Raw genomic sequence first — 15,693 nt, 5'->3', positions numbered from 1 at the left:
TAAGTCGGCGTGAGGGAAATATGTTTGACCAGCAAGGAACTACGCAGGAGGTGTCTGGTGTTGGCACTGAAGACTTAAAAGCCAGAGTCGCCGCTATATTGGGCGATATTGGCAGGCCCAATCACTCACTGGATTGGCGCGGGCCACTCAGTCAGTACCGGCTGTCTTCGTTGCAAATGGTGTCCTTGTGGCTGGCAATAAAGAAGACATTCCAGATCAGTATGGAAATGCAGCAACTGATCGAAACCCCTTCGCTGGAGGCCATGCTGGACTTGATCCAGGCCCATATCGCGCAGCGACAGGAGCACTTGGCGCCCGTCACCGGAAGCATTCCTGCTGACGGGCGGAGCGGGTCATTCGCCCTGACCCCGATTCAACAATCCTATTTCATGTCGAGACTGGACGAAGAAAATCCGGACGCTGTCGGCTGCAATTTGTACCGAGAGTTCGTGTTGCCGGACGCGGATGTGGCTCGCCTGAAGGGTGCCTGGCAGCAGGTGGTGACGCATCAGAAGATGCTGCGTGTGGTGGTGGGGCCGGATGGCACGCAAGGTATTCTGCCGCATACTGCCCCGTGGGGCATCGCAGTCCATGACGCGCGTGAATTTACGCCCGCGACATTGCAGATACATCTGGATAGGGTACGTGCCCGCCTGTGCGGCACACGTTTTCGCGCTGATGCCCCCCCTTACTTTTCCATCGAAGCCACCCTGACGCAGGGGGCTGTGCACGTACATTTCTGCATTGATGGCATGCTGACCGATGGCATCGGACTGGCAATTTTGCTGCAACAATGGTGGCGCAGCTACCACCACCCTGATTCACCGTTGCCGACGATCAGCCTGGATTTGAGCCGGGCGCTGGAGGGGCTGGAGGCACGCACACGTGACGACAGTTTCCACGCTGATCTTGCCTACTGGGGGAAGCGGCTGAGCAACCTCCCTGGTGCGCCTGCTTGTCTTTTGGCACAACCGAGGCCGACCGGCAGCGAGAGTGTCCGACGCAGCTTGCGGGCGCGCATTGCGGCGCCGATCTGGCAGGCGTTGAAACAACTGGCCACCCGATTGGAGGTGTCACCGTCATCCCTGGTGCTCAGCGTCTTTGCACAGGCATTGTATCGGACCGGCCCCGAGCAGCCGTTTTCATTGGTGTTGACGACCAATAACCGGCCTTGGCTGGAGCGCCAGGCGCGAGGCCTGGTTGGGCCGTTTACCGGCAGCATGGTGTTTGTCGCAGGTGTGCCAGGAGACTCCGCCGAAGATTATGCGCGCCAGACTCATCGTGCCGTGTGGCAAGACATCGGCCATGCCGGAGTGGACGGGGTGGTTGCCGTCAGGCAGTTGCGCAAGCAGGCCGGCGGGCACGCCGTGCCTCCATTACCGGTAGTGTTTTCCAGCCTGTTGGACTTGGCGGATCAGTTTGAGCATGGGCCAAGCTTCGAGCAGTTGCTTTGCCATGAGAGCAATGTGACGTCCGGTGTGTATCTGGAACACGAAATCAAGGAAGAAGAAGGCGCCCTGCAGGTGCATTGGGATATCGATGAGCGGTATTTTCCGCAGCATCTGGCAGACGCCTTGTTCGCGCATTTCATCAATGGCCTGCACAGCTTTCACGGCCGGTGCGGCAACCTGCACTCCAGGCAACCCAGCGATCTGCAACAGGCCTATTGGGTGGCGCGCACACTCGGTGACGAAGGGTGCCAGGTCTACCAGAGTTTCCAGGTGCGTAATTTCGCTCTGGAGCGTTTGGAGAACGCCTGGCAGCAGCTGATAGGCCATTACGAGGTGCTGCATAGCGTTTATGGCAGCGATGGGCTGTTGCATGTGCTGGCGCCTGCGCCGAAAGGGCTCTGCATCCCGGTTTACGACCTGTCGACTGTGGCGGATGGCGCGGGTGCCATCGCCGCGTTGCGCGATGGCATGGCGGGGAAGAGCTTTGCGCTCGACCACTGGCCACCGTTCGATATTCGCGTGACAACGAACGGCGGCGATGTGGCGACGGTGCATTGCGCAATTGATCTGGCATTAGTGGATGCCGTCAGCATTCTGCGTCTGGCGCGTGAGTTGCTCTGTTTGTATGCCGACCCTTCGTACATATTGCCAACGTCGATATCTCACACCGATTTTGAGCGCGCGCGCGACTTGGTTCATATGTCTCCGGTGAGTGATGCTGCGCGCGCATATTGGGTGCAGCGGCTGCAAGACCTTCCCGCCGGTCCGGTGCTCAAGCCGGTCGAGTTGCGTCCGGTCGAGCGTCTGCGCGTACGTCTGGAAGGGCGAGTTGATCGGTGGGCACGGGTGCAGCAGCGATTACAGCAGCACAACTTGTCGGCAGATGCACTGCTCAGTGCAGCGTTCATGACGGTGCTGGCCGGTTATCAGAAACGCGACTTCTCGATAACGGTGGTGCGCTGGAGTGCTGCATACAATGCCTATCGGCCGGGCGAATACACCGGCTTGAGTTGGTTGCGCGCCGCCGCCGCGTGTTCTCTGCTTGAACGCGCACGGCGGCATCAGGCGGACTTCAATGCAGAGCCGCCCTTGGTGTCTGCATCGGGGCTGGCGGAGCTGCGCAAGAAGGTCATGAAGCATCGGCGAGACGATGCTTTCGCTTTACCGGTGGTTTACACCGGCATTTTTGACGGGCAGTTGCCAGACGTGCCTACCGAGGTGAGTGTCGGACCGTGGATCACCTATACGCCAGATGTGTCGCTTGACGCCATCAGCGTGCTGGAGTCGGACACGCTGCATTTTTATTGGGATGCGGTGGAGGGCGATTTCGAAGCCGGACAGTTACGCACCATGTTCGCTGAATACCAGCACTTGATCGAGACGCTGGCTTGCGCTGACGACTGGGAGCATGTGGGCGCCGAAGCAGCATGTACAGGCATGAGTCAATCGGAACGCGAAACCATTCTGTATGCCTGGAACGATACAGAGGCGGCCTACGAAACAGACCTTCTGCCTTATCAGTTCATTGAGTCGCAAGCGCGAATCCGCCCGCTGGCCATCGCGTTGCGGGGCAAGCATGGCGATATGAATTTCGCCGAACTCAATCGCTTCGCCAACTACATCGCCTGGCAATTGAAAGACGCAGGCGTCGGTCCTGAAGTGCTTGTGGCCATCAGCGTGCAGCCAAGTCCGTTGATGGTCGCTGCAGTGCTGGCGGTGCACAAGGCGGGCGGCGCCTACCTGCCGCTTGATCCCGGCCTGCCCAAGGAGCGAATGGAGACCATCCTTAGCGATGCCGGTGCGCGGCACATGATCGTTGAGTCACTCGATGGACCGGACACCGCCGGGCTGCCATGCCGGGTGTTCGGGTTAGGGCAGACATGCCCAGGCGATGACTCGCGTGCGCAGCGTGATCCGCAGCGCACGGCACGCGTGGACAGCTCTGCCTACATTATCTATACCTCGGGCAGTACCGGAAAACCCAAAGGCGTGCTGGTCGCGCACAAGGCTCTGCTCAACCTGCTCAATTGGGCAAACAAGAACTTTGCCTTCGGGCCGGACGACGTCGGTCTGGCGGTAGCCTCTCTCGGGTTCGATCTGTCGGTCTTCGATCTGTTCGGGCTTCTGGGCTGCGGTGCCGGGCTTTACATTGCAGACGTTTGCGAGCGTAAGGATCCCGGGCTGTTGATGGATATTCTGCTACGCCACCCGATCAGTTTCTGGAACTCATCGCCGGCAGCGTTGCATCAACTCAGCCCACTGTTGACGCAGACCCGGATGACCGGGGAGGGCGGCCATCTTCGGGTGGTATTCCTGAGCGGCGATTTTACCCCGCTGAGTTTGCCCGATGAGGTGCGTGGCGTTTTCCCATATGCGCGGATTATCAACCTGGGCGGCGCAACTGAAGCCACTGTGTGGTCGAATTACTTTCACGTCGGTGCGATCGATCCGACCTGGCGCAGCATTCCCTATGGCGTGCCGATCGACAATTCGCGCTACCACGTACTGGATGATGCACTCGACCCCTGTCCAGTGGGCGTAGAGGGCGACCTGTTTATTGGCGGTGATTGTCTGAGCGTGGGCTATTGGAGACGCTCGACGCTGACTGCGGCAAGCTTCATTCCCGACCCTTACAGCCGCACTCCTGGCCAGCGGCTATACCGCACAGGCGACCGCGCAGCCTATCTGCCAGACGGCAACCTGACCTTCATCGGCCGCATCGACGGTCAGGTCAAAATTCGTGGTAATCGGGTCGAGCTGGAAGAGATCGACTTCCAGTTGCGCTCGCACCCTGGCGTCAAGGAGGCACTGACACTGGCTCGAGACGACCATACCGGGGATCGGAAGCTGGTGGCCTATGTCATTGCCAGGTCGGAGCGACCGGGCGTCAAAACGCTGCGCGAACATGTCGCAAAGACTTTGCCCGTCTATATGGTGCCCAACTTCATCTGCTTCATCGATGCGCTGCCATGCACTTCGAACGGTAAGGTCGATCGCGCAGCACTGCCCTGGCCGATTCCGCGGGAAGAGGACGCCTCACCCGTGACGGCACAGCCGATTGCACAGACTGGACCGAGCGAGGAGACCTTACGCACGGTGCTTGAAGGTCTATTCGCCGAGCAGTTGTCGCTGACGGTTGTGGCCCACAGTGCCGACTTGTGGGATCTGGGGGCGTCTTCATTCACCATGATTCAGGTTTCGAACGCCTTGCAGCGACAGTACGGAACCCGCGTACCGGTTTCTGCGTTGGTGGCCCATGCGAGTGTGGAAGGCATTGCGCGAGTGTTGCATGGCTTGCTGTCCGGGCCGATTGCGGAGCCCGTTCCAACACCGGTGCCGGCTCACGATCCGCGTGGCGATGCTGCGGTCGGCCCTGCGCAGAAACCGGTTGCGGTTGACCTGCTTGACGCCGGGGCCGTGTCTGAGTTCAAGGCGCGCCAACAGAATCTGCGTGTCTGCGCTGCGGCCTTATCGTCCGTCGCTCTGCCGGAAAGGGTGCTGCATGATGACTACTATGACTGGCGTGCCAGCCATCGGGAGTTCGGCGCGGCGCCCATCGCACTTGAGGATATGAGCCGTCTGCTGGGCCTGTTGCGCACGGTCAGCCGCGATGACGGTAAGGCCTCCTTGTATGCTTCGGCTGGTAGCACCTACGCGGTGCAGACCTATCTGCACGTCAAAGCTGGCGCAGTGACCGGGCTGGAGGAGGGGGGGTACTACTACCATCCGCTGCAACATCGGTTGGTGCGCGTCGACGATGCCCACGGACTGAACCGCGAGCAGCATTTCTACTATAACCGGCCCTTGTACGATCGCGCCGCCATCGGCCTGTTCCTGATTGGCGAAAGCAAGGGAATCGAGCCGCTGTACGGCGACCAGAGCCAACGCTATCTGCAGCTGGAAGCCGGGCATATGGCCCAGCTGTTGAGCATGGGACAGGTTGACAGCCGCATTGGTCTGTGTGGCATAGGCGCGATGGATGTTGATGCCTTGCGCGCAGCTTTCTGCCTGAGCGAGTCCCATGGGTTCCTGTATGGGTTCCTGGGAGGAAGCATGGCGAGGACGCCGGGTGGCGGTCATGCCGTGCCATGGTTCGGGGAGGCGGCACCCGCGGCCTCGCCGGCATCGACCACTATCACCGCACCGGTGGCGATTATCGGTATGGCGGGGCAATTTGCTTGCGCCGATACGCCTGACAAGCTGTGGCAATGCTTGCGCGACGGTCGACGCGCGATCGGCTCCGTGCCGAGTACACGCGAATGGGCAGCGCAGTTTCCCGATTTGCAGGGAGGCTTCATAAACAGGATCGATCAGTTCGATCACGCGCTTTTCCATGTTTCGCCCCGCGAGGCCAAAACACTTGATCCACAGACCCGACTGTTGCTGCAAACGGTGTGGGCATGCCTGGAGGATGCGGGTCATACCGCCCGGTCATTGCGCAACCAGGCGCCCAGGGTCGGTGTCTTTGTGGCGGTGATGTGGCACGACTACCAGCAGCAGGGCGCCGACACATGGCGTGATAGCGGGTTGGCTGCGGTGGCGGGCTCGGCTTCCGATATAGCCAACCGCATTTCGCATTTCTTCGATTTCAACGGTCCGAGCCTGGCCGTCAATACCTCGTGTTCGTCTTCGTTGAGCGCGCTGCAATTGGCGAAGAACAGCCTGGACAGCGGGCAATGCGATGCCGCAATCGTGGCAGCGGTCAATCTGATTGCTCATCCGTATCACGCAGGGCTGTTGACAGGGCTGAACCTGTTGTCTGGGCAGAGCGTCCCCTGTGCGTTCGATGGTGAGGCCTCGGGGTGGACGCCAGGAGAGGGATGCAGCGCTGTTTTGCTGCGTCCGCAGGCTGCGGCGCAACTCGGGAATGATCACACCTATGCCTTGCTGGACGCTTGCCATGTCGTGCATGCAGGCAAGGTGGCGCGTTACGGCGCACCTGATTCGGCCGCGTTGGCCGGTTCGTTGAGTGCGTTACTCGACGGCGCGGGTGTCAGCGTGCAAGAGGTCGATTATGTCGAGTGCGCGGCGGCCGGGGCCAGCATCGCCGACAGTGCCGAACTTGAAGCGCTGGAGCAGGTGTTCTCGACGCGTGGGCGCGAGCTGACCATTGGCACGCTCAAACCGAATATCGGTCACCTTGAGGCGGCAGCCGGAATGGCGCAGGTGATCAAGGTACTGCTGCAGATGCGCCATGGTGAGGTCGCCCCCACGCTGTTGGCTGATCCTGCGCACAGGCTGAGCGCCTTGCAGGGGAGCATTTTGCGTGTCGCCGAACAGGTCGAGCGTTGGTCGGGGCACACCGCGCTGATCAACGCCGTGGGGGCATCAGGTACCCATGCTTTTGCGCTGTTGCGCGCGGCACCGAGTACGCGCAGCGAAGGCGGGTTGTCGAGGCTGGGGGATGAAATGCTGGCCGTGCCATTGTCCGCTGCCAGCGTGGCACAGTTGGATAGCTTGGCCCAGGCAGTGTTGGAGCAGTTGGCGAACGAAATCGAAACGCCCCTGGACGCGCTTGCCTATACCCTGCAGACAGGGCGTGTCGATATGGGCCATCGTCTTCTATTGCGTTGCCGCACCCTGTCGGATCTGCGGCGCGGGCTCACGGCCTATTTGCAGCGCCGGGACGATGCCGCTTATGCACTTGGACACGTTGAAACGGACCAGCCTGACGAGGCCGTCGCTCCCGTACATCCGCACGAAGTCTGCGCGCGCTGGCTTACCGGCACGCGGGTTGACTGGGAAAACCTATGGCAGGGACGACCGCCTCGGCGCGTGTCACTGCCGACATACCCGTTCTCAGGCGATAGCCACTGGCTGGACCATGCCGAGCGATCCAAGGCCGCTGATGAACACACGGAGGCGCCCCACGATGTGCAGGCCGCCGCTGAGCGCTACCTGTGCGGCCTGTATGCCGAATGTTCCGGCTTGCCGGTCGAGCGCGTGCGTGCCGAGCAGCCCCTCGAACACCTGGGGTTGTCGTCGCTGATCGTGACCGACATCAACGCGATGCTGACACGCGATCTTGGCGGCGTTTCCAAGACATTGCTATTCGAACATGCCGATCTGCGCTCGGTAGCCCGGGCGTTGAGCGATCGACATGGGCAGGCCTTGCGGCGGCATTTGGACACGGCACCGGCGACTGGGCCGGTGAGTGACGCGGGACAGCGTCCCGACTTGGATATCGCGATCATCGGCATCGCCGGGCGTTACCCCGGCGCCGATAACCTCAACCGGTTCTGGGCCAATCTCGAGGCTGGCACCGATTGCATCCGGCAACTTCCGCCAGAGCGCACCGAGACAGGTTGGCCTGTCGAGCTGATGTGGGGAGGCTTTCTGGATCGGGTCGATCTGTTCGATCCGCTGTTCTTCAACATTTCTCCGCGTGACGCGGATCTGCTCGACCCACAGACCCGTTTGTTCATGCAGGTCATGTGGCACACCCTGGAAGATGCCGGCTACGGAGCAGAGCGTTTGCGTCGCGCCCATGAAGCTGGGTGCGGGGTTTTCGTCGGTTCGATGTACAGCGAGTATCACTACTTCGGGGTGGAGCAGACGCTGCGCGGAGGGCCTGTGTCATCCGGCTCTGCGCTTGCCGACATCGCCAACCGGGTGTCCTACTTCCTCGGCGCGCAAGGGCCGAGCCTGACCGTCGATACAATGTGCTCGTCTTCACTGACGGCCATTCACCTGGCGATTCAAAGCCTGCGTCGTGGCGAGTGCGCGGTCGCGCTGGCAGGCGGGGTCAATCTGAGCCTGCACCCGGACAAGTACATTGCCCTCGATCGGCTGAAGATGGTATCCAGCGACCACCGTTGCCGTAGCTTCGGTGCCGGCGGCGACGGGTTCATTCCCGGGGAAGGCGCGGGCGCCGTATTGCTCAAGCCGTTGCACGCAGCCCTGGCCGATGGCGACCGTATTCATGCGGTTATCAAGGGGAGTGCGATCAACCATGGTGGCCGAACCAATGGCTACATGGTGCCTAATCCGCTGGCCCACGCTCGCCTGATCCGCAGCGCACTGCAAGACGCGCAGGTTGAGTCCGGCAGTATTTCCTACATAGAGGCGCATGGCACCGGCACGGCGCTTGGCGACCCGGTGGAAATCAACGGGCTGACCTATGCCTTCGAGGGTTCCGGCCTGGCAGCCGGTGCGTGCGCGATCGGCTCCGTGAAGTCGCAGATTGGCCACCTGGAAGCCGCCGCCGGCATTGCCGGGCTGACCAAGTTGGTGTTGCAGATGAAGCATCGGCGGTTTGCCTGCTCGTTACATGCGCAAGCACTCAACCCGAACATCGCCTGGGAAAGCGCTCCATTCCGCCTGCAGCGCTTGAGCGCGGACTGGATCACGCAAGGCGGTGCACCGCGACGCGCCGGCATCAGTTCGTTCGGGGCGGGTGGGGCGAATGGTCACTTGATCGTAGAGTCCTTCGACGCAGTTGAAACGGTCGGTATGAACGATGACGCGCCGCAGTTGATCCTGATATCGGCCAAGACCTCGGATGCGTTGCGCCGCCTGGCCGGCCACTGGTTGGAGATACTCGATCTACCGCAACGCCTGGCAGATCTTGCTTACACCGCACAAATCGGCCGGGAGCCAATGAAGCACCGGCTGGCTCTGGTGGTCGATAGCGTTGCGCAACTGCGCGACGAGCTGGAGGCGTTCCTGCAAGACAGACCGTCGGCCTGGCTGAGCGCCAATGCCGACGATGCTCGTGAACCGGCATCGTCCTGTCCTGAACTGGCGAGCGACCGGGCCGCCCTGCGGCAGCTGGCGCGCTATTGGGTGGCGGGTGGTGAGGCCGACTGGAGCCAACTGCAGCGCCCTGTGCGTTGCGGGCTGACATCTCTGCCGATTTATCCGTTCGCGCAGCAACGTTGCTGGCTGGCGCCGCAGGCGGCGCCCATAGCGGCGCAGCCGTTGACTGATGACATGCCACTGTTTGCGCAGGCCTGGCGGCAAGAGGTTGGCGGCGCTGGTATGGCACCGCTGTTGACCGGGCGCATCGTCTGCCTGGCCTCTGAAGGCAGCCTGGACATGGCTCGACGTCTGGTGGAGCGGCTAGGCCCTCAGACGGCAAGCGTGTTAGGCATCGACGTACAGAGCGGTGACGCGGACAGGGCCGTCGGCATCGAGCGTACCCGGACGCAACTGGCTGAGCTGATACGGAGCCAGGTCCCCATTGCAGGCTGGATCGACCTTTGCGACCTGGACGCCGGACAGGCATCGAACAGCTGGCTGGATCGCCTCGCACTGCTGCAACAGGTGATGGTGACAGCGCCTGCCGGCCAGTTGCTACGGGTGATGCATGCCAGCAACGGGTTGCACTCCGTGCAGGGCGAAGCCAGTAATTTGCTGGGGGTGCAGATGGCTTCCTTCATCAAAACGTTGGCCGCCGAGCATAAGAAAATCACGCTGCGCACCATCGACCTGGATCCGGACGGCGGGCAAGAGATCCAGGCATTGCTGACTGAATGGCATGACGTGCGCCAGTCGGTCGAAGTGTGCTACCGGCACGGTCAGCGTTATGTGCCGTACTTGAAGCCGATTGCTCCCGTTTCCGCCGAGACCTACCGTCTCGACCCGGATGCGGTCTATCTGATCACCGGCGGCCTGCGTGGCCTGGGAGCGATGATCGCGCTCGAATGGGCGCGGCGCGGCGCGCGCAAGCTGGCATTGATCGGCTCGCGGGCATTGCCGCCGCGCGCCGGCTGGGATGATCCCGACTTGCCAACCTGGCAGCGTGAGGCTGTTGCCAATGTCCGTGCCCTGGAGGCTGCGGGTGCACAAGTCATGACGGCGGCGTCGATCTTGACCGACGTTCAGCGGTTGCAATCCTTTCTGGCGGACGTGCGTCGTTCGCTTGGCGAGATTCGTGGGGTTATTCATTGCGCTGGCAACGGTTCGCAAGGCCGTCCGGCATTCGTGCACAAGACCCCGGCGCAAATCGAGTCTTCATTCGCGCCCAAGTTCACCGGGCTGTGCTGTTTGGCCGAGGCGTGCACGCCGGATCGTCTGGAGTTTTTCCTGGCGTTTTCCTCCATCAGCGCTGTCGTCGGGGCATTGGGTGCGGGTGTCAGCGACTATGCCGCCGCCAATGTCTGCATGGATCGCTTCGTTGCCCATATGCACTCCAAGGGCCAGCACGCCTACCGCGCAGTGAATTGGCCGTTCTGGGCGCAAAGCTCCGGCAGCGATGCCAGCCGCGAAGCGTGCAGCCGACTGGGCTTGGAGGCGATCAGTAACCGGCAGGGGTTGCGCTTGCTGGATCGTGTGCTGGCGCTCAAGGAGCACGCCAACATCGTGCCGCTGCCATTGGTTTCAAACAGGGAGATTGCAGACGTGATGCCTCATTTCGACGCTGTGTCGCCGCATTCTGCGGCTCCTCTTCCTGCTTCGCCAGGCGTCATTGCCGAGAAACGCGTGGCTGCGTGGCTCATGCAGATTTTTTCGGACATGTTGCGCATCCGGCTCTCGGACCTCGACCCTCAGGCCCACTTCAGCGATCTGGGCGTCGAATCGGTGATGATGGTTGAACTGATTCATGCGATCGAGCGGGAAATCGGTCGACCGCTCGAACCGTCGGCTTTGCTCGATTATCCGACCCTCAATGAGTTGAGCCGATACCTTGGGGTCTTTGAGATCGCCGCGCAATCCCCCTCGCAGCCGCCAGCGGAACATGCGCAAGCCTTGGCCGAGTCGGCCATGGTGCCGGCGCTCCGGCACGATATTGCCATCGTTGGTATGTCGGGACGTTTTCCCGATGCCCCGGATATTGAGACCTTCTGGAACAACCTGAAGCAGGGCCATTGCGCCGTGCATGAAGTGCCGTCCAGCCGATGGGACATAGAGCGCTTCTACCGACCGGCTCACCAGGCAGGGAAGAGCATCAGCAAGTGGGGAGGCTTCATTTCCGGCATTGAAGACTTCGATCCCGGCTATTTCAACATGTCGCGCCAGGAAGCCAGTGAATGCGATCCGGCGATCCGCATGATGCTGGAAGAGTCGGCCAACTGCCTGAGCGACGCGGGCTACGCGCCGCAAGAGCTGTCGGGCAAGGATGTCGGTATCTATATCGGTGCGCGCATGTCGGGTTACCGCCGTCGCATGGCGGGTCAGTTAGGACAGGCCGGCCTTGGGGGCGATCAGAACTTCATTGCCGCGCGGGTCGCGCACCATTTCGATTTTTGCGGCCCCTGCATGGTGGTGGACAGCGCGTGCTCGTCAGCCTTGTCGGCGCTGCAACTGGCCTGCCAGAGCCTGGCCCTGGGCGAGTCGGCGTTGGCGCTGGCGGGTGGCGTAGACATTTTGCTGGACGAAGAGCCGTACCTGGAGTTTTCCGAAGCGCGCGCCTTGTCGCCAAGCGGCCGGTGTCGCACGTTCGACAAGGGCGCAGATGGCTTCGTGCCGGGAGAGGGTTGTGGCGTTCTGTTGCTCAAGAGGCTGGACGCGGCGCTGCGCGACGGCGACCCGATCCATGCGGTCATTCGTGGTGTCGCCGCCAACAATGATGGGCGGACTATGGGATTGACCACGCCAAATCCCAAGGCGCAAAGCCAGGTGATTCGGCGAGCCTTAGCGGCCAGCGGCCTGACGGCGGAAAACATCGGCATGGTGGAGGCACATGGCACCGGCACCATGATCGGTGACCCGATCGAACTCAAAGCTCTGACGGACGTCTTCCGGGAGCACACCGGACGGGAAGGTTTCTGCGCTATAGGCAGCGTGAAGTCGAACGTCGGGCATCTGTTGAGCGCGGCCGGCATCGCGGGGCTGTTCAAAGCAGTCCTGTGTCTTAAACACGGCCAATTGCCGCCGACCCTGTTCTGCGACACCCCCAATCCGCGTTTCGACTTCCAGACCTCGCCGTTCTATCCCAATACCGTGCTGCGCGATTGGCCGGCGATCAACGGAATGCGTGCGGCGGGTATCAGCGCATTCGGTCTGGGCGGCACTAATGTGCACCTGATCGTCAGCTCGCTTGATGCCGCCCAGTCACGGACCGCGCCAGTGCGCCCGTCATTGCCAAGGCCCTCGTTCCAACGCGTTCGTTGCTGGTTGGAGGTCGACTCCAAGACGGCGCCCGCCGGCTTGTCCCCGTTGAGACTGGATTTCGGCCGGCAGGGGGACGTGGCCTCGGCGCGCTCGAACCATTCTTCATCTAATGCTTTTGCGGAAGACTCGCTATGAATTCATCCAAGATCGAATGCAATGTCGTGTTGATGCATTCGGATTTCATTATGCAGAACCATCATGTGCATGATGTTTCCCTGATGCCGGGCGCTACCTTCCTGGATATCGTATTCCGCATCATTGAGGCTCAGGGGATGGACCGATCGCGCGCGCAGTTGCGTGACATCTTGTTCCCTGAAGCTATCGCCACCACCGAGGGCCGGGACCGCCGTATTCGCGTGACGCTGGAGCCTGGCGCCGACGATGTGTGGCAAGTGCGCGGGCAAAGCCAGTTTATGGATGAGCACGAGGACGGCCCCTGGCGGGAAAACTTCCGCGCGCAGCTGCAGTTCTCCGTGGCGGACGCCGATCCCGTTATCGATGTTGCGGCGCTGATCGCATTGGCGAGTCGTGTGCGCGACACCGAGGAGGTCTACCGCATCGCCCGCAGCGAACAGATCATTCATGGCGCGGCAATGAAGTGCTTCGGCAAGATGTATCAGGGCGATGGCTATCTATTGGCCGAGATGCAGCTCGACGAGGCAAATCGCGAGAGCGAAGGGCAGTTCTATATCCATCCGGCCAAGCTCGACTCATCCACGCTGCTCGCTTTTGCAATGACCGAGTTCGATCCCGGTCAGCCGTTCATTCCGGTGTATATCCAGAGCTTCCGTGCACCGCAGTCCGCTCAGGGGCCCTGCTATGTGTATGTGCCCTCGCCTGAAGTGTTGGCGCCCTCGAAGGATGTCATCAGCAACAGTTACTTCATTCTCAATGCACAGGGCGAAGTGCTCGCGCATTTCGGCAAGCTGACCTGCAAATGCATCCGCAATTCTGGGCTGATCCGGCGTTTGGTCGAGGAGGCGGCCGGTGTGCCGGTGGTCGTGGAACCCGTTGCGCAGAGACCTGCAACCGGCGCAGACAGTGCTCCGATCGCAACCTTGCTGACGCAATGGGTAGCACAGGTGCTAGGCATCGCGCAGGCCGGTATCGACCCTGACGCCGGGTTTTATGACCTTGGGTTGGAGTCGGTGCAGATGCTCGCGTTGAGCGAGCGCCTGCAAACGGTGGTGAAGGCTGCGTTGTACCCCACGTTGCTATTCGAGTTCGGGAGTATCAGGCTGTTGAGCCAGCATCTTTGCCAGACGTTTGGTGCCGATGTCGGCCTGGATCATGTACCAGGAGCGCCGTCGCCGCAGGCTTCGGACGAAACGCTGCGTCGCTTTGTGATCGAGCGTATCGCCGAGCGGCTCGGCATTGACACCGAGCAGGTGGCGACCCAGACAGGATTCTATTCGCTGGGGCTGGAGTCGGTGGACATGCTCAAGCTCAGCGAGCAGTTGGGTGAGTTTATCGGGCAGGCGCTGTACCCGACCTTGCTGTTCGAGTTTCCCGATATCGACAGCCTGACCCAGCATCTGAATGAGCGCTACGGTCCGGTGGCAGGGGCCGGCTTGGCGGCAGTATCGAGCGCTCAACCCGTACCGGGCGCTGCACAGACTACGGCCGAGTTCAGCTACTACCAGCCGGTGTGGCAAGCGAGTGAGGTGCTCGAGCCTTTGCCCCATTTGCCCCGTTTGATGCTGCTGGATGTCGAGGATGCCTTGGCGCAAGACTTCGCACGCTGCTATGGGCTGACCCCCGATCGACTGGGCAGGGCGCGCCTGGGAGAGGACTTGATCACGGATGGCGAACAGCATCTTGTGCTGCAATTGTCCGGTTCAATGGATGCCGAGCAGGTCTTGTTGAGCGCATGGCAGCTACTCAAGATGCTGTGCGACAGAAAAGTACAGGTTCGGCTGTGTCTGCTGGTCACGGGTGACCAGGTGCATGAGTCACCGAGTTTTCGGGCCCTCGCGGCGTTTGTCCGTACCGTTTTGCATGAGATGCCTGGCATCTGGTGCCGGATGCTGGCGCAGGACCAGGCGGATGCCGGCGGCGTGCTGCGAGAGTTCGGCGTAGTCACACCTGAGCCTGCTGTCTGGGTGGCCGACGGTGGCCGCCATGTACTGCGCTTTGCCGAACGGCGCTTTGCCGAACAGCTCGATCAAACGCAGCGCTTGCGACGCCAGGGTAAGTACCTGATCGCGGGTGGGGCGGGCGGTATCGGCCGTCAATTGGCCGAGTTTCTGGCGCGCAGTTACGGGGCCAGCATCATGCTGCTCGGACGCCGCAGTATCGACGAAACGGCCGTTGCGACATGGCGCCGCGACGGCTTGGACATTCATTACCTGCAAGCCGATCTAACCGCTGCCAAGGCGCTCGACGTGGCGTTGGCGCAAACGCGTCAGCTTTTCGGCGAACTGAACGGCGTGATGCATTGTGCGGGAGAGGTACGCGATGCTCTATTTTTCCGCAAGCAGCGCACCGATATCCAGGCCGTACTGGCGCCAAAATTAGCGGGCGTGCGCAACCTGGATCGGGCGACTCGTCGCGATGCTCTGGACTTCTTTGTGACGTTCTCGTCGATCTCCGCCAGCGTGGCCAATATTGGCCAGAGCGACTACGCCTACGCTAACGCCTACCTGGAAGCCTATACGGACTGGCGCGCGACCCAGCCGGACTGCTCCGGCTTGTCGCTTGCCATCGGCTGGCCGTATTGGCGCGAAGGCGGCATGACCGTGTCCGAGCAAGTGCTTGAGCAGGGCAAGCAACGCTCTGGCTTGCATCCGATGTCGACCGAAGCCGCCCTGTCTGCCCTGCAAACCTTGCTGGCGTGTGCACAGGGCAGCGTGACGGTGGCCTATGGCGATACACCGGTGTTCCAGCGCACGCTGGCGCTCACGGACGCCGGCTCGCCGGCTTCATTGCAGGCGGTGGCCGAAGTGGCCGATGCAATCGCCATCATCGGCCTGGCTGGGCGCTATCCGGGATCTGAGTCTCAGGATGAGTTCTGGCAAAACCTGGCCGATGGCAGGGATTGTGTGCGCGAAGTGCCCGTAGCGCGCTGGGACCATGCAGCATTTTTCGATCCGCGTCGCGGGCAGCCCGGCAGGACCTACGGGAACAAGGGCGGTTTTATCGACAGGGCGGCACATTTCGATGCGGCGTTCTTCGGTATTTCACGCCG

The 15,693-nt window shown here is 61.6% G+C and carries 2 protein-coding genes (1 of these 2 running past the window's edge); both read left to right on the top strand.

Going from position 1 to position 15,693, the window contains the following annotated elements; all coding sequences use genetic code 11:
- Positions 1-20: 20 nt before the first annotated feature.
- On the top strand, positions 21-12,641 hold the full coding sequence (locus FPT12_RS03550; protein ID WP_145014668.1) for a non-ribosomal peptide synthetase: 12,621 nt from the start codon (positions 21-23) through the stop codon (positions 12,639-12,641).
- Positions 12,638-15,693: the beginning of an SDR family NAD(P)-dependent oxidoreductase gene (locus FPT12_RS03545; protein WP_145014667.1), read on the top strand. It continues 17,260 nt past the right edge of the window; 3,056 of the gene's 20,316 nt are visible here — the first part of the coding sequence; its start codon is at positions 12,638-12,640; its stop codon lies off the right edge, out of view. Before FPT12_RS03550 ends, FPT12_RS03545 begins: the two co-directional genes overlap by 4 nt.

This window comes from Pseudomonas sp. H3(2019) (assembly GCF_007713465.1).
GTDB lineage: Bacteria > Pseudomonadota > Gammaproteobacteria > Pseudomonadales > Pseudomonadaceae > Aquipseudomonas.
This window is presented reverse-complemented; position numbering and strand designations above follow the sequence as displayed.